The 16,915-nt window shown below is 52.1% G+C and carries 12 protein-coding genes and 1 pseudogene; 2 read left to right on the forward strand and 11 right to left on the reverse strand.

What is annotated here, in order from left to right; all coding sequences use genetic code 11:
- Nucleotides 1-19: 19 nt before the first annotated feature.
- From miaA to miaB, 5 genes are all read right to left on the reverse strand, one after another.
- Nucleotides 20-931 carry a tRNA (adenosine(37)-N6)-dimethylallyltransferase MiaA gene (gene miaA / locus KCG48_RS01085; protein WP_211799548.1) on the reverse strand — a complete coding sequence of 304 codons (912 nt, stop codon included), beginning with the start codon at nucleotides 929-931 and terminating at the stop codon, nucleotides 20-22.
- Nucleotides 931-2,760 (reverse strand): DNA mismatch repair endonuclease MutL, encoded by a 1,830-nt coding sequence (mutL, locus tag KCG48_RS01090; RefSeq protein WP_211799438.1) that lies wholly within the window; start codon nucleotides 2,758-2,760, stop codon nucleotides 931-933. The genes miaA and mutL overlap by 1 nt, the downstream gene beginning before the upstream one ends.
- Nucleotides 2,760-5,330: a DNA mismatch repair protein MutS gene (gene mutS / locus KCG48_RS01095; RefSeq protein ID WP_211799439.1), complete on the reverse strand. Its 2,571-nt coding sequence runs from the start codon at nucleotides 5,328-5,330 to the stop codon at nucleotides 2,760-2,762. The genes mutL and mutS overlap by 1 nt, the downstream gene beginning before the upstream one ends.
- A gap of 184 nt (nucleotides 5,331-5,514) precedes the next feature.
- Nucleotides 5,515-5,835 (reverse strand): SdpI family protein, encoded by a 321-nt coding sequence (locus tag KCG48_RS01100; protein WP_211799440.1) that lies wholly within the window; start codon nucleotides 5,833-5,835, stop codon nucleotides 5,515-5,517.
- Complete coding sequence (gene miaB, locus KCG48_RS01105) at nucleotides 5,832-7,166, reverse strand: tRNA (N6-isopentenyl adenosine(37)-C2)-methylthiotransferase MiaB (protein ID WP_269142384.1); 1,335 nt, start codon at nucleotides 7,164-7,166, stop codon at nucleotides 5,832-5,834. Before miaB ends, KCG48_RS01100 begins: the two co-directional genes overlap by 4 nt.
- Nucleotides 7,167-7,420: 254 nt before the next feature.
- Between miaB and KCG48_RS01110 the strand changes: the two genes are divergently transcribed.
- Nucleotides 7,421-8,617, forward strand: a complete 1,197-nt coding sequence (locus tag KCG48_RS01110) for an aminotransferase-like domain-containing protein (RefSeq protein WP_211799441.1) — start codon at nucleotides 7,421-7,423, stop codon at nucleotides 8,615-8,617.
- Nucleotides 8,618-8,651: 34 nt separating this feature from the next.
- A complete protein-coding gene (locus KCG48_RS01115; protein ID WP_211799442.1) occupies nucleotides 8,652-9,848 on the forward strand; it encodes a pyridoxal phosphate-dependent aminotransferase in 1,197 nt (398 codons plus the stop codon).
- Between the two features lie 45 nt (nucleotides 9,849-9,893).
- Here KCG48_RS01115 and KCG48_RS01120 read toward each other — a convergent pair whose 3' ends face one another.
- The 6 genes and pseudogenes from KCG48_RS01120 to gdhA form a co-directional block, all read right to left on the reverse strand.
- Entirely contained in the window at nucleotides 9,894-10,793 is a 900-nt protein-coding gene (locus tag KCG48_RS01120) for a GNAT family N-acetyltransferase (protein WP_211799443.1), read from the reverse strand.
- Between the two features lie 74 nt (nucleotides 10,794-10,867).
- Nucleotides 10,868-11,404 carry an ECF transporter S component gene (locus KCG48_RS01125; RefSeq protein ID WP_211799444.1) on the reverse strand — a complete coding sequence of 179 codons (537 nt, stop codon included), beginning with the start codon at nucleotides 11,402-11,404 and terminating at the stop codon, nucleotides 10,868-10,870.
- Between the two features lie 152 nt (nucleotides 11,405-11,556).
- Nucleotides 11,557-13,484: pseudogene (locus KCG48_RS01130) on the reverse strand (bifunctional 4-hydroxy-3-methylbut-2-enyl diphosphate reductase/30S ribosomal protein S1).
- A gap of 226 nt (nucleotides 13,485-13,710) precedes the next feature.
- Nucleotides 13,711-14,070 (reverse strand): chorismate mutase, encoded by a 360-nt coding sequence (aroH, locus tag KCG48_RS01135; protein ID WP_211799445.1) that lies wholly within the window; start codon nucleotides 14,068-14,070, stop codon nucleotides 13,711-13,713.
- The gene (locus KCG48_RS01140; RefSeq protein WP_211799550.1) at nucleotides 14,067-15,281 is read right to left on the reverse strand and encodes a BaiN/RdsA family NAD(P)/FAD-dependent oxidoreductase; all 1,215 of its coding nucleotides are present in this window, start codon (nucleotides 15,279-15,281) and stop codon (nucleotides 14,067-14,069) included. The genes aroH and KCG48_RS01140 overlap by 4 nt, the downstream gene beginning before the upstream one ends.
- A 99-nt stretch (nucleotides 15,282-15,380) precedes the next feature.
- Complete coding sequence (gene gdhA / locus KCG48_RS01145) at nucleotides 15,381-16,736, reverse strand: NADP-specific glutamate dehydrogenase (RefSeq protein ID WP_211799551.1); 1,356 nt, start codon at nucleotides 16,734-16,736, stop codon at nucleotides 15,381-15,383.
- Between the last annotated feature and the right edge of the window lie 179 nt (nucleotides 16,737-16,915).

Consider the following 16,915-nt stretch of genomic DNA (forward strand, 5'->3'; position numbering starts at 1 on the left):
TCTCTTTTAACCATGGAAATCAGGGCTTTTCCAAAAAATCCAGGATTTCCGCTTCTGTCATGACATCACGGTTCAGCTCCACAATATCCTTGGCATGCCGGAACCACGTCAGCTGCCGTTTGGCATAGTTTCGGGAGAGCATTTTAATGAGATCCCGTGCCTCCTCCAGGGATAAATCCCCGTTAAGGTAGCGAAGGAGCTCCTTATAGCCGATGCCTTTCATGGAGACATAGGACTCATCCAGTCCCAGGGCTTTTAACCCCTCCACCTCCTGAAGAAGTCCCGCGTCCATCATGAGATCCACCCGGCGGTCAATGGCCTGGTAGAGGTCCTCCCGGTTGCGGTTGAGATAAACATACCGGATGCTGTACTTGGGATTCAGGTGCCCCTGGTCCTTGAAGCTGGAAAAGGGCTTCCCCGTGACCCGATGGACTTCCAGCGCACGAATCACCCGCTTTAAGTTGTTGGGATGAATCTTCTCCGCGGCTTCCGGGTCCACCTGCTGCAGGAGTTCATGGACAGCTTCCCGTCCCTTTTCTTCTGCCAGAGCTTCCATGTCTTTGCGGAAGATTTCATCGATTCCCCCTTCCGTGAAGGAATAATCCCGAATGACCGCATCGATATAGAGCCCTGTGCCCCCCACCATGATGGGCACTTTGCCCCGCCGATGAATGTCCGAAATGACCGCCTCGGCCCGCTCCTTGTACTCGGAAACGGTGAAACTCTCCAGCGGGGACAGAATATCCAGAAGATGATGGGGTACCCGGGCCTGTTCTTCCGGGGTGGCTTTGGCGGAGCCGATATCCATCCCCCGGTAAATCTGCATGGAATCGCAGGAGACAATCTCCCCGCCGATCCGTTCTGCCAGCTTCAGGGAGATTTCCGTTTTTCCCACCCCGGTGGGACCCGCAATGACAATGAGCCGGTTCATCATACAATCCTCCTGAACATTTTCTGCATGTCTTTTTCCGTGAGCTTCACCAAAGTGGGCCGTCCGTGGGGACAGGTGAAGGGCTCGGCAATATACCGCAGCTCTTCAATGAGGTGGCGCATCTCGTCCAGGGTCAGCGGCTCATAGGCCTTGATGGCGCTTTTGCAGGCCGCCGTGGCAATGCGCAGATACTTTACCTCTTCCGGCGATCCCTTGCCGAGATTCCGGATGTTGTCCAGAATCTCCAGAAAGTAACCGCTGGCCTGAACCTGTCCCAGGAACACCGGCACTTCGCGGATGGCGACGCTCCGGTCCCCAAAGTCCTCCAGATGGAACCCCGCATCCCGGAGCACCGAATGGTTCTCCTGATAGAGATGATGATCCGCCAGATCCAGATCCACGATTTCCGGGATCAGGAGGCCTTGGGAGACCACATGGCCCTGGCGGATCTCCGCCATATACTTCTCAAAGAGAATCTTTTCATGGGCAGCGTGCTGATCAAAGATGTAGAGTTCATCAAAGATTTCCGCCAGAATATAGGTGGACCGAAACTGTCCGATGATCTTCGGCTGCGGGAATTTCGCCGTTCTTTCCTGGACTGCAGGATGTTCCTCGAGAAGGGTCTCCTCCCGCTTCTCCAGGGGCTGCACAGGCCGTACTTCTCCGTAGGGTTTCCCCATCTCCCCTTGGGCCTTCACCGGCTCCAAAGAGGGCGCAGGAGGGGTCTCCCGCACCGTGTCCACGGGCAGATCGATATAGATGGGCGGCTCTTTTTCCAGGCTGGTCAGCTGCTCATAGGGGACTTCTTCCTCCACCGCCGCCTTCACGTCAAAGGTTCCCTGGAGCCCTTTCTTCAGGGCATCATGGACCGTCTGGAACACGCTCTTGAAGATATGCCCTTCATCCTCGAACTTAATCTCCGCCTTCTGGGGGTGGATATTCACATCGATGAGTTCCGGAAAAATCTCCAGATTAAGCACAAAGAAGGGAAAGCGGTTCACCGTGGCAAAGGACTTGAATGCCCGTTCCACTGCCGCCGTGATCACCTTGGACTGGATGAGTCGCTTGTTCACAAAAATCGTTTCATGACTCCGGGATCCCCGGGAGATCTCTTCTTTTCCGATGAAGCCGTGGATGCTGAAGGAGTCGTAATGTTCCTCAAAGTAGAAGGCGTTTTCCTGAACTTTCTTGCTGTAGACCTGGCGGATCACATCCGACTGCTCGCCGGTTCCGTAGGTCCGAAGCACATTTTTCCCATCCACAACCAAATCAAAGGCAATGTGGGGATGGGCCAACGTGATTTTCGCCACAATCTCGCTGATGATGCTGCCCTCCCGGGATTTGGTCTTCAGAAACTTCTTCCGGGCAGGGACGTTGTAGAAGAGATCCCGCACTTCCATGAGGGTTCCCTGATCCATGGGGGCATATTTCTCATAGCGGATCTCACCCCCCTCCACGAGAATCTCCCGTCCGTCTTCCCCTGCGGTTTTTGACCGGGTCAGGACCTTGGCCACGGAGGCGATGCTGGACAGAGCTTCCCCGCGGAACCCCATGGTTCTGATGCTGAAGAGATCATCAGCCGACCGGATTTTGCTGGTGGCATGGGGAAGAAAGGCATGCCGCAGATCTTCTTCCAGAATGCCTTCGCCATTATCCACGATTTTGATCAGGCTCTCGCCGCCATCGGCAATTTCCAGATGGATTTCCGTTGCTCCGGCATCGATGGCATTCTCCAGGAGCTCCTTGACCACGGAGGAGGGTCTTTCCACCACTTCCCCCGCGGCAATCTTGTTAAAGGTTTCTGCGGATAGCAGATTAATCTTTCCCATCAGTTCAACTCCTTCGCTTCCGCATGCAGCTGATGCAGGGTCATCATGGCTTCCATGGGGGTCATGTTCAGCACATCCAGGGTCTGGATTTTCTCCAGGAAGCTCTCTTTCTCAAAATCAAAGAGCCCCAGCTGAAGATCGCCCTTCTTGGCGGGCTTCTCCAGGACCGGTTCCGCCGTGCGGTGGTCCTTCTTTTCCAGGCGAAGGAGAATCTCCTTGGCCCGCTGGAGCAGTTCCTTCGGCAGTCCGGCGAGACGGGCCACTTCGATGCCGTAGGACTCATCGGCTCCGCCGGGAACAATTTTACGGAGGAACGCGATGCTCTTTCCCACTTCCCGCACCAGAACGGAATAATTCTTCACGCCGGGCAGCTGCCCTTCCAGGGCGGTGAGTTCATGGTAATGGGTGGCAAAAAGAGTCTTGGCTCCAGGAATTTCCTTCAGGATATACTCAATGACCGCCCAGGCAATGCTGAGTCCGTCATAGGTGCTGGTTCCCCGGCCCACCTCATCGAGAATGATGAGGGACTGCCCTGTGGCATGGAGGAGGATATCCGACACTTCGCTCATCTCCACCATGAAGGTGGATTTTCCTCCGGCCAAGTCATCCGACGCCCCGATGCGGGTGAAGATCCGATCACAGACCGAAAGCTCCGCTTTTTTCGCCGGCACGAAGGACCCGATCTGCGCCATGAGGCAGATGAGGGCCGTCTGCCGCATATAGGTGGATTTACCGGCCATATTGGGGCCCGTGATGATGAGGAAGCTCTCCCCCTTCTGGTCCATGGTGAGATCATTGGAGACAAACTCTCCTTTTTGCATCATCTTTTCCACCACCGGATGTCTTCCTTCGCGGATCCTTATACTGCCGTCCCCCGTGAACTCCGGCTTCACATAGCCCTGGTCCCGGGCAACCTTCGCCAAGGCCTGGTAACAGTCGATGTCCGCGATGATCCGCGCCGTATTTTTCAGCCGCTCCACATGGACTTCAATGGTATCGCGAATCTCGGCAAAGAGCCGATACTCCAGGTCATTGAGCTTTTCTTCCGCCCCGAGGATCTTGTCTTCCATCTCCTTGAGTTCCTGGGTGATGTAACGCTCGGCATTGGCTAAGGTCTGCTTGCGGACATAGCGGCCTTCCGGAATATTGCTGTAGTTGGACTTGGAAATTTCGATGTAGTAGCCGAAAACTTTGTTGAACCCGATCTTCAGGGACTTGATCCCTGTGAACTCCTTCTCCTTTTGCTCCAGTTCCGCGATCCAGCGTTTTCCGTTGTGGCGGATATCCCGGAGCTCATCCACCTCCCGATGATAGCCGTCCTTGATGATCTCGCCCTCCTTCATGGTCATGGGCGCATCGGTGCGGATGCTGGCGTCCAGGAGGGTATGGATATCCTCCAGCACATCCATCTTCTTATGGAGCCTAGACAGTTCGCCGTAGTTCACCAGGGCCAGGAGTTCCTTCACCGCCGGAAGCTTCGACAGGGAGTTTCGGAGGGTGATCATTTCCTTGGGATTCACGGACTTCAGCGCGATCTTCGACACGATGCGCTCGATGTCGTAAACCCCCACCAGGGCCTCCCGCAGATCCTCCAGCAGGTTCAGATTGCTGTAGATCGCATCCACAGCATCAAGCCTCCTCATGATGAGCTCGCGGTTGATGAGGGGCGCTTCCATCCATCGGCGCAGGTTTCGGGCGCCCATGGTGGTGCGGCTTTCATCCAGGACCCAAAGCAGAGTTCCCCGGCGGGTCTTGTCCACGATGTTCTCCATGAGTTCCAGATTCTTCCGCGTATTGAGATCCAGGGCCATGGCATCCTCGGTATTGTAGATCTCCAAATGGGTCAGATTGGACAGGGCTGTCTTCTGGGTTTCCTCCAGATAGGAAAGTAGAAGGCTGCAGGCCGAAGCCACCACCCCATTGTAGCCTCCGGAAAAGCTCTTGAAATAGCTTTGCACATTGCCGCTGTCCACGGCTTCTTCCACACTGCGGACATTCACCAGGACCTTCCAGCGCTGGGCCAGTTCATCACCGGTGCTGTCCTCCGACACCACGACTTCCTTCGGCATGAACTTGCTCAGCTCGTTGTCCAAGGCCGTACTGGTCAGGGGAATCACCGTTCCCTGAAACTCTCCCGTGGAGATGTCGCAGAAGGCCAGCCCATAGCGGTCTTTCCCTGCGGTGACGGCCATGATATAGTTATTGCTTCCCTTGTCCAGGAAATTGTCATCCAGGAACGTACCCGGGGTAATGATCTTGATCACGTCTCGCTTGACGATCCCCTTGGCCTCCTTGGGGTCTTCCACCTGCTCACAGATGGCCACTTTATAGCCTTTTTGAATCAGTTTTCCGATATACCCGCTGGCCGCATGGTAGGGAATCCCGCACATGGGGGCCCTCTCCTCCAGACCGCAGTCTCTGCCGGTGAGCACCAGCTCCAGTTCCTTGGAGGCTAACTCAGCATCATCAAAGAACATCTCATAAAAGTCGCCCAGGCGATAAAACAGGATACAGTCCTGGTAATTCTCTTTGATTGTAAAATACTGTTGCATCATTGGTGTCAATGCCATGCTTTCATCCTCCATAAAACTCATCTACCGTTAATTATACCAAAACCCGCGGGCTTTTTCCTGATTTCTCCACCCTCTCGGCTCCGGAAACGAAAAAGGCACCCGGCGGCTTCCGAAAGATTTCGGAAAAACCGCCGATGTGCCCTAGAAATCATGAGGATGTGGAGGGAAATCGCCGTTTCAGCTACCTTTCCCCATGGATGATCGTATAGACCAGCGCTGCCAACAGCACGGACATATGGACAAGACTGAGGATTTCCTCCGGCAAGGGCGCCAGGAGCTTGGACAGAAGAATCAGCCCAAAGAGTGAAGGTCCCATCCTCACCCAAAGCTTTCCCGCCTCCTTGTGGGCATAGTCCCAGGCTTCCTGGGAGGCCATGGACCGCGCTGTGCGGTACCCGTAAAAGCTGTTGATGTTCTTTGGCGGATGGTATAGAAAAAGGATCCCCAAACCGGTCATCACCACAGGCATGAGAAGGTCGGTGAGATAGAAAAACAGCGTCATGAGACCTCCTTGTCCATGAGCTCGCCGGTGAGGCTGAAAGTTCCCACTTTGGTGATCCTGACCCACTGAAGGGTACCGATCATCTCCGCTTCGCCTTTAAAGTTCACGGTTTTCCCCGTTCGGGTTTTTCCCTGGAGATACTCCTGGGTATTTTTGCTGAAATCCTCCACCAGCACCTCCACCACCTGGTGAAGATAGGCCTGGTTGATTTCCAGGGATTTTCGGTTCACCACGTCTACCAGTCTTTGGAACCGCTCGTGCTTCACTTCTTCCGGGACCTGTTCGGTCATCCTGTCCGCCGGAGTAAACTTGCGCCTGGAATAGATGAAGGTGTAGATGGAATCAAACCCGATCTCCTCCACCATTTCCAGCGTGCCTTTAAAGTCCTCCTCCGTCTCCCCAGGGAAGCCTACGATGAGATCCGTGGTAATGGCGACGCCTGGCACTTCTCGGCGAATCTCCTCCACGATGTTTCGGTAATGCTCCCGGTCATACTTGCGGTTCATCCGCTTCAGGACGGCATCCGAACCGCTTTGGATGGGCAGATGAACCAGCTGAGCCACCTTGGAACATTCCTTGATGGCGGCGATCAGCTCCGAGGACATATCCTTGGGATGGCTGGTGAGGAACCGGATCCGTTCCAGCCCCTCCACGGCATTGACCTGCCGAAGAAGATCTGCAAAGGAGCATTTCTCCTCCAGGGTTTTTCCATAGGCGTTGACATTCTGGCCCAGCAGGGTAACTTCCTTGTATCCGTCGGCCACCAGCTTCCGGATTTCCTGCACTATGTCTTCCGGCTTTCGGGATCGCTCCCGCCCCCGAACATGGGGAATCACGCAGTAGGTGCAGAAGTTATCACACCCGTACATGATGGTCACAAAGGCCGTGACACGGGAATCGCGCAAGATGGGAATTCCTTCCACAATCTCCGTTTCCTCTTCATAGACTTCCAGGATCTGGGTGTTTTCTGTACGGCACCGCTCCAGATACTCGGGAAACTTATGGGCATTATGGGTTCCAAAGATGAGATCCACATGACGGTTGCGCTTCAGGATCTCTTCCGGGACACCCTTTTGCTGCATCATGCAACCGCAAACCGCGATTAAAAGATCCGGATTGTTTTTCTTCAGGATCTTCAGGTTGCCCAGATTTCCATGGACTTTATTCTCGGAACTTTCTCGTACTGCGCAAGTGTTGAAGATGATGATATCTGCCTTGTCTCGAAACAGGGTTTCTTCATACCCCATGACTTTGAGCATGCCTGCGAGTTTTTCAGAGTCCTCCTCGTTCATCTGGCAGCCCCAGGTTTCGATCCGATATTTCTTGTTCAATGATCCTCCATCCTTTCTTCACCGTGGTAGACTCCGGGCCTGCCGGAGCAACATCTCTATTATAGCGAATATATGAGATTTTTAAAAGGAACCCAAGAGAAACGCGGCATTCACAATCCCCAAGAAATGTTAGTGAAAATCTGTCAAATTGAGTAAAATTGCACTGATTCTCAAGGGTTTGACAAGATTTTGACTTTATTGTCAGGGAAAATGAAAACGTTTATACTAAAGGCAGAAATGTATGGGGGTGTACAATGAAAATGGAGTTTTCAGACCGAGCACTGCGGATTAAGGCTTCCGAAATCCGAGAACTGCTGAAACTGACGGTGCAGCCGGAGATCATCTCCTTCGCCGGGGGACTTCCCGCGGCGGAGCTTTTTCCGGTGAAGCAGATCGCCGATGTCACGTGTGAGGTGATCCTGAAGGAAGGGCACTGTGCCTTGCAGTACAGCCCCACGGAGGGACTAAGCAGGCTTCGTCAGCTGATTCTGGAGCAGCGTTTGGCAAAAGTCGGAATTCACGCGAATCTGGAGGAGATCCTCATCACTTCCGGCTCGCAGCAGGCCTTGGATTTTGCCGGCAAAATGTTCATCAACGAGGGCGATCCCATCGTGGTGGAATCCCCCACGTATCTTGGGGCACTCAATGCTTTCCTCGCCTATGATCCCCGCTATGTGGAGATCCCCTTGGAAGAGGACGGCATGGATCTGGATCTCCTGGAGGAAGCCCTGAGTTCCGGCCTTCGTCCCAAATTCATCTACACCATTCCGGACTATCAGAACCCTTCCGGAAAAACCATGTCCATGGCAAAACGACGACGGCTCCTGGCTCTGGCCAATACCTACGACCTGCTCATCATGGAGGACTCGCCCTATGCAGAGCTCGCCTTTGACGGAGAGCAGCTTCAGCCGCTGAAAGCCCTGGACACGGAAGGTCGGGTCATCTATCTGGGCACCTATTCCAAAACCTTTGCTCCGGGCCTTCGCATCGGCTGGATTGTGGCTCACCCCACTTTGGTGAATAAATTCATTCAGATCAAACAGGGTGCCGATCTTCAAACCTCTTCCCTGGATCAGAAGATTGCGGCCGCCTATATGGAGACCTATGACCTCAATGAGCATATCGACCTCATCAAGAAGGTCTATGCCCAGCGGCGGGATGTGATGTTTGATGCCATGCGGAAGCATTTCCATCCGGAGATCACCTTCACCGAATCCCAAGGGGGCCTCTTCACCTGGGTGAAGGTTCGGGAGGATCTGGACACGAAAGCCATCCTCCAGGAAGCACTGAAAGAGAATGTGGCCTTTGTTCCCGGGGAATCCTTCTTCGCCGTGAACAAACATAAAAACTTCATGCGTTTGAACTACTCCTGCATGCCGGAAGAGAAAATCATCACCGGAATTGAAAGATTGGCTCAAGTGCTTAACAAGTACTACTCAGATACGCTATAATTAAATTCTGGAATAACTGAAGCGGGGTAATAGCATGAATTTATCAAATCGAGTCCAAAATATGAAATACTCTCCCATCCGAAAACTGGCGCCTTTTGCCGAAAAAGCCAAAGCCAAAGGGTTGCGGGTTTTGGGACTGAATATCGGGCAGCCGGATATCGAAACACCGGAGCTCTTCTTTGAGACCATCCGAAATTACAGCGAAAAAGTCTTAAAATATTCCGATTCCCGGGGGGAGAAAGTTCTCCTGGATTCGTTCATCCGCTATTATGCAGATCTGGGCTTTGCCTTCACCCACGATGAACTGCTGGTCACCAACGGCGGCTCAGAAGGCCTCTATTTTACCCTCTACGCCATTTGCAACGAAGGAGACGAGATCATCATCCCGGAACCCTTCTACACCAACTACTCCACCTTCGCCGATCTGGCAGGCTGTAAGGTCGTGCCTTTGACGACCTATGTGGAGGAAGGCTTCCATCTTCCGGGAAAAGAGAAAATTGAGGCCCTGATTACGGAGCGCACCCGGGCCATCATGATCACCAATCCCTCCAATCCTACGGGAACGGTGTACACGGAAGAAGAGATCCGCCGCCTTGCCGAAATCTGCAAGGAACATCACCTGTATCTCATCTCCGATGAAGTCTACCGGGAATTCATCTACGACGGGGCGGAGTTCTTTAGTCCCCTCTCCCTGCCGGAGATCGCAAACCAGGTCATCCTCATCGATTCCATCAGCAAGCGTTACAGCGCCTGCGGCGCCCGAATCGGGCTCATTGCCTCGAAAAATGTGGAGGTCGTCTCCTCCATCATGAAGATGGCCCAGGCCCGCCTCTGTGTCCCCACCCTGGAACAGGTGGCCGCAGCAGAGCTTTATCACACCCCCAGAACCTATTTTACCCGCGTCAACGAAGAATACCAAAATCGGCGGGATGTCCTCTATGAGGGCCTGAAGAGCATTGACGGGATCAAGGTTAAAAAGCCCGCCGGCGCCTTCTACCTCATTGCCGGATTCCCGGTGAAGAGTGCCGAACACTTCTGCCAGTGGATGCTGGAAAACTACAGCCTCCAGGGCGCCACCGTCATGATGGCTCCAGCGGAAGGATTCTATGGGACCCCAGGACTCGGGAAAAATGAAATCCGCTTGTCCTACTGCATCAACATCCAGGACCTGAAACTGGCGGTGGAGATTCTCCGCCATGGTCTGGAGACCTATCAACAACTGAAATTCTAGGAAATAAGCCCCTGACTTCTTCAAATGAAGTCAGGGGCTTTTGAATTACCGGTCAAGTTCGTCCTGATCATAGATCCAGGTGGAATTATTCTGTTCCTCCTGAAACCCCATGGATTCATAGAGCCGAATGGCCCGAAGATTAGTGGCATTGACCTCCAGATGAACCTCGCGGATCCCATACAGGGAAGCCTGAAAGAGGATTTCCTGGAGAAATGGCCTTGAAAGCCCTTTCCCTCGATAATCTTCCGTCAGTCCAAAATTTACAAGGAAATAGCGGCGATCGTTGCTGGTGATTTGTCCATAGCCCACATATTTCCCGTCCTTGACCAGAAAAAGACTGAGTTCGGGAATGAAGGAGCGTTTGGAAATCTCCAGAATAACATCGGCAGAGTTGATGGGAATCCGGTATTTATTGCTGAATATCTGGTTTTGAATCTCCACCCTCGCCTTCAGGTCCTCCATGCTGTAGCGCTTCACATCCACGGGCCTCAAGGGAGGAAGAATATCAGAAATATCGCTGCGCATCATGAGAATGCCTTTGCGCACCTTAAATCCCATGGCATCCAGAATCCGTTCATTTTCCGGGGTATTCCGAACCTGATACTCCATGCGCCGAATGTCCATATGCACCGGCAAAGAATCGAGATAGCGGATCATAATCTCCCGAAAAAGTGCATCCCCCGCCAGGCTGTGCAGGATGGGAAAGGGAATGATGGCCCGGATTTTCGCCGTGTAGTTGCGAACTTCGGACCAGATGAGCATTACAGGCAGATCGTCCACCCGAATGAGCCGGGTCCCGGCTTTGTACTGCATTTTATTGAACAGGGAGCTGCGCTGAAAGATCTCATAGAGATCCTCATTTTGTGCGTTGAAATCCTTATACGCCAGCAGCTCATCTCGATAAGCTTGGAGATCTTTATTGGAAATGGGTATCGATGTCACCATGTTTTACCTCTGCTGTGCTGCTCCCAATCCGGCGTGCACAGGCTGCACTTCTGTTCTTTTATTCAACGTTGATTCTACTTTAGCTTTAAGCGGCGGTTCAGGAGGGTGTAGAGGAGGATCGCTGCCGCCCCTCCCACCAGGGCTGTGATGAACTGGGGAATCCCCATGCTGATGACCAGCTTGGCTTTCACCGGTTCAGGAATGCCCAGGGAGATGAGATTAATGAGCTTCGAGGCACTGAAGTAGAGAAACGCGAACTTGAAGAGAGCGCCCAGGACAATGCCTAGAACCTCCCCGTTCTTCCAGTCCTTTAAGAGCGAGAAGAAGACAATGTAGATCAGATTTCCTGCCGCGATAAAGGGAATAAACGGGGCCATGGGTGCAGCAAGCACTCCGGATACAAACGCCAGTACGGGGGTCAGGATCCCCACCAAAAGGGCCCATTTCAGCCCGGCAAAATATGCGGTGAGAATCAGCACGGCATTGACCGTGGGCCCCACGACAAACTGGCTGATTTCCGGGATGGACTTTCCTAAAATCTGAATGATGACGGCTAGGGTCAGAAAGAGTGCGCTGAGCACGAGATTACGGGTTTCTTTGGAAACGTTCATCTTGCCACATCCTTGTCCGTTGATTGAGTCTTTGATGTCTTCATTTTAACACCAAACCCTTGGAAAATCACGAGAATCCCCCGAAATGCCCATGGCGACATAAAAAAACTGCTGCTGCCTTTTTACGGGCCAGCAGCAGTTGATGTATTTTCTTATTCGATGGCCTTCAGGCTCAGGGAAACCTTCTTGTTTTCCTCAGAGGAATCCAGAATCTTCACCTTGACGGTCTCGCCGATGGTCAGCACTTCAGAAGGAGTCTCCACTCTCTTGTGGGACAGCTGTGAAATGTGGGCAAGTCCATCTACGCCGGGCTCCAGTTCGATAAATGCACCGAAATCGGTGAATCTTACGACCTTGCCAAGAACGACACTGCCTTCAGGATACTTTTCTTCGATATGGTTCCAGGGATTCTCAGCCAGAGCCTTCATGCTCAGGGAAAGTCTCTTCTTCTCGTTGTCCAGGGCAATGACCTTGACCTTGACCTCGTCGCCGACTTTTAGCACATCGCTGGGCTTAGCCACTTTGCCATAAGAGATTTCAGATACATGGAGAAGTCCGTCTACGCCATTGACATTGACGAAAGCACCGAAATCGGTAAGTCTCTCCACACGGCCTTCCATGATCTGGCCCACAACGAAGCCTTCCCATGCGGCGGATTCCTGCGAAGCACGATCCTCCTGGAGCTTCTTTCTGCGGGAAGCCACGATTCTGGTGGTTCCTCTCTTTTCTTCAATCTCGATGACATTGACATCCAGTTCCTGATCCTTGTATACGGACAGGTCACGGACGCTGTGCAGTTCAAGATGGGATGCAGGAATGAAGACACGCTGTCCCAGATAAGATGCGACGACACCACCCTTGACGTCATCCTTAACCTTAACCTTCACGGTCTGATTGTTTTCGAATGCTGCTCTCAGATCTCTGATTGCTTCTTCTCTGTGCATTTCCACCATGGAGAGAATAAAGAAAGAGTCGTTTTCTTGTGGTCGTCTTATGACTTTTGCTTCAATCTCCTGTCCAAGCTGGAGAACTTCTGCCAAGGTTCCGTCAGAACCGGCTGAAGCTTCTTCGATGACGAGCTTTCCGTCATGGCTGGCTCCCACCAAAGCCACGATGGCTTCTTTCTCATCGAGCTGGATGATTTTCCCCTTGATGATCTGACCAATTCTCACAGGCTTCTCATAGAGATCCATAAGGTCCTGCATTGACATTTCTGTCTCGTTTGCTTCAATGTTGTTGTTATCCATCATAAGTTTTCCATTGCCTCCTTTATTATCCATTCAGGTGTGGATGCACCAGCGGTGATCCCGATTTTCACCGCATCTTTAATTTTTTCTCTGATTGCGTCAAGTTCCTTCGCATTTTCTATATGGAAGGTATTGGCGCAGTTTCTTTTGCAGATTTCATAGAGTTTTGTGGTGTTCGAGCTGGACTTCCCTCCAATGACAATCATGGCATCGACTTCCTTGGAGAGTTCCTCCGCAGACTTTTGACGGTCTTCGGTCGCTTTGCAAATGGTGTTGAAAGCAACAAACTCCTTGGCGGTCTTGGCCACATTGCCGATCAGCGTCAGCCAGTTCGACTGTTTCTCCGTGGTCTGGGAAACCACGCAGATTTTTCCCTTCAGCGGAATGTCAATGGTCCCATCCTTGGTAATATAAGCGCTGTTTTCACAGTACCCATTGATACCGACAACTTCTGGGTGGTTCAAGTCGCCCAGGATGATGATTTTGTACCCCTTGCCGTGGTACTCTTTGACTTTCTTCTGAATGTTTATAACATAAGGGCAGGTTAAGTCGATGATCTCGACACCCCTCGCCTTAAGTTCATCATAGAGGGTCATGGATATGCCATGGGTACGGATAATGACCGTATCCTCAGGATTCAGCATCGGAATGAACTCCGGTGTGATTTCCCTGATCCCCTGGTCCGTGAGCTTCCCGGTGACATCCCGGTTATGAATCAGCGGTCCCATTGTGTAGGTTTTGCCTTCCGGCCGCAGGATGGTGAATGCTTCATCCACTGCACGACCGACTCCAAAACAGAATCCTGAATTGGCGGCTCGAATTATCTCTTTCATACGTGCTCCCTGCGTGTTCGTTATTTGGTGAACACCTGAATTATAACATAAATCGGGATTCCCAAAAAACAGGTTCACAATATATTATCGTTGTTTTCAGAAAGTACAAAACTCTAAAAATTTAGACCTCTGAACACTACCTAAAATATTATACTCTATTTTACACAATTAAGCCATACATCTCATGCGTGAATTTTCATGGATTTTTCATGGACTCCGTTCTTATTCAGCGGGAGTCTCGCGAAAGATCCGGCCGCAGGATTTTTGCCTCCCGGAGATACACATGAATGGGGTTCTTTTCCTCCTGATAATGAATCATCACCCGAATGCAGCGCTGAAGGGATCCCTCCACATGCATTTCCTGGAAATGAAGAAGCGGCACATCCCCCATCCCCCGCTGGGTCCTGAGGAACTTCCCGGGATAAGCGCTTTTCACATCGGCGGTGACGCTGAAGAGAATACTGATCATCTTGTCCTTCTGGAGGGTATTGACCGCCATCAGCTGGTCCATTAACTCCAGTGTTGCTTCTTCAATGGCCTCCGGGGTGTCCACCGTCACCGTGGTGGCCCCACGAAGGGCGATCACAGGGAACCTCCCGCCAGATAACCCGTGGAAAAGGCAATCTGGAGATTAAAGCCGCCAGTGACGGCATCCACATCGATCATTTCCCCGGCAAAGGAGAGATTGTCCACCAGTTTGGATTTCATGGTGCTGGGATCAATTTCCTTGATATCCACGCCTCCCCGGGTGATAATCGCCTCATTGAGGGATTTTGCGCCGGTAATGTGGACCTCCAGGCCTTTCAGAAGCTTCACCAGTTGCTGACGTTCTCCCTTGGAAATGCTGTTGCACTTTTTATCCGGTGCGATTCCCGACAGCCGGACAATGACCGGAATCAGCTTGCTGGGCAGGAGTTCATGGAGGGAATTCTGAAAATCCTTATTCTGGAACTTCAAAAAATCCTTTTGCAGACGCAGGTCCAGTTCCTGCTCCTGGAGCCCTGGCTTCAAGTCGATGATCCCGGTGGCATTGCCCCCCTGGTAGTAGGCCGAAGCCGACAAGACCAGCGGACCGCTGACGCCAAAGTGGGTAAAGAGCATCTCTCCCACATCGGAGAACTTGGTTTTCCCCTTTTCCACCAGGGTGAACCGGATATTTTTAAGGCTCAGCCCCTGAAGCTCTTTCGGAAAGCTGTCTGTGGCCACCAAAGGGATCAAAGACGGTTTCATGTCGATGATCCGGTGTCCTGCCCGTTTAGCCAAGCGATGCAGCGTACCATCGGAACCGGTGCCGCTGTAGGAGGCTCCGCCTCCTGCAAAGATAAACCAGTCTCCGCGGATCTGCCCTTCATTGGTGACGAGTCCTTTGATCTTACGCCCTTCTAGGAGCAGATCCGTGACCAGCGTTCTATAGTGAATTTCCACATGACGCCGAAGCAGCTCTTCCTTCAGAACATCGGTGACGTCAAAGGCTTTATCGGAAGCCGGAAAAACCCGGTCTCCCCTTTCCACTTTCAGTTCCAGTCCCCGTTCCCGGAAAAAGGCCATGAGCTGCTCATTGGTAAAGCTGTACAGCGCACTGTAGAGAAACTCCCGGTTGCGGGGTATATTCTCGAAAAACTCTCCAATATCCTTGTTGTTGGTCACATTGCAGCGACCTTTGCCCGTGATGAAGAGCTTCTTTCCCAGTTTTTCATTCCGTTCCAATAGAATGACCTGATGCTCCTTGTGGGCTGCTGCCGCGATGGCAGCCATCATACCCGCTGGGCCTCCTCCGATTACGACGATCTTCAAAATTTACACTCCCTCATGCAGTCAAAAGGACTGCTCAATTTCCCTATCATCATAAAATAAAGGCTTGCACGTATGCAAGCCTTTTCGAGCGTAGCGTAGGATTTAGAAGTTCCCCTGGGCAACCATAGCCTTGGCTACCTTGTCAAATCCGGCGATATTGGCGCCTGCCACCAAGTTGTAGCCGAAGCCATAGAATTCTGCGGCATCTTTGGCATTCTTATGGATGTTGACCATGATCTGGTGAAGCTTGGTGTCCACTTCTTCGGCGGTCCAGGACAGACGCATGCTGTTCTGGGACATTTCCAGTGCAGAGACGGAAACGCCTCCGGCGTTGGCCGCCTTGGAGGGTCCGACAACCATGCCGTTACTCATCATATAGGTCACGGCTTCGTTGGTGCAAGGCATGTTGGCGCCTTCGCAGATGTACTTGATGCCGTTGGCCACGATCATTTGGGCATGCTCCAGATGGATGTCATTCTGGGTGGCGCAAGGCATGATGATGTCCACCTTTCTTCCCCAGGGTTTTTCGCCCGGGAAGAATTCCACGCCAAACTTATCGGCGTAATCCTTCACCTTGTCACGGCCGGAATTTCTCATTTCCACCATGTAGTTGATCTTTTCTGGTGTGTTGACGCCATCGGGATCATAGATATATCCATCCGGTCCGGATAAGGTGACCACTTTGGCCCCCATTTCCGTGGCTTTCTGACAAACTCCCCAGGTGACGTTGCCGAATCCGGAGGAAGCGATGGTCTTTCCGACCAGGGTATCCCCTTCATGCTTCAGCATTTCATTGGCAAAATAGACGATGCCGTAGCCCGTAGCTTCGGGACGAATGAGGGATCCGCCGTAAGGAATGCCCTTTCCGGTCAAGACGCCATTTTCATAATTCCCCTTGATTCTGCGGAACTGTCCGAACAGGTAGCCAATTTCGCGGCCGCCTACCCCGATATCTCCTGCGGGAACGTCCACATCGGCTCCGATGTGGCGATAAAGCTCCGTCATGAAGCTCTGACAGAAACGCATCACTTCACCGTCGGATTTTCCACGGGGATCAAAGTCGGATCCGCCTTTGCCGCCGCCGATGGGCAGTCCGGTGAGAGAATTTTTCAGGGTCTGCTCAAAGCCCAGGAACTTCATGATGGACAGGGTCACGGAAGGATGGAAGCGAAGTCCGCCCTTGAAAGGCCCGATGGCTCCATTGAACTGTACTCGGTATCCTCGGTTGACCTGTGTAATCCCATTGTCATCGACCCATGGAACCTTAAACATGATCTGTCTTTCCGGTTCTACAAAGCGAGCCAGGAGATTCATCCGGATGTATTCCGGATACTTGTCAAACACAGGTTTCAGTGTTGGCAGAACTTCTTCCACAGTCTGAATAAATTCAGCCTCATGTGGGTTTTTCGCTTTCACCTCAAGGATGATTTTCTCGATGTATTCCGTCGAGCTGAGCATTGTACTAACCATTTCTTTACCCCCAAAATTTATTGGTTTTCTTAAGGCAGACTTGAGTTATACCTTTATTTTACAATGATTTGCTGGGCTTTTCACTAGATGAGGCAACTTTGACAACTTCTTATAAAAACCTTTACATCGTTAAAGAAGGAATGAACAATGCAGAATTTAGTTGAGAA

This window comes from Proteiniclasticum sediminis (assembly GCF_018128025.1).
GTDB lineage: Bacteria > Bacillota > Clostridia > Clostridiales > Clostridiaceae > Proteiniclasticum > Proteiniclasticum sediminis.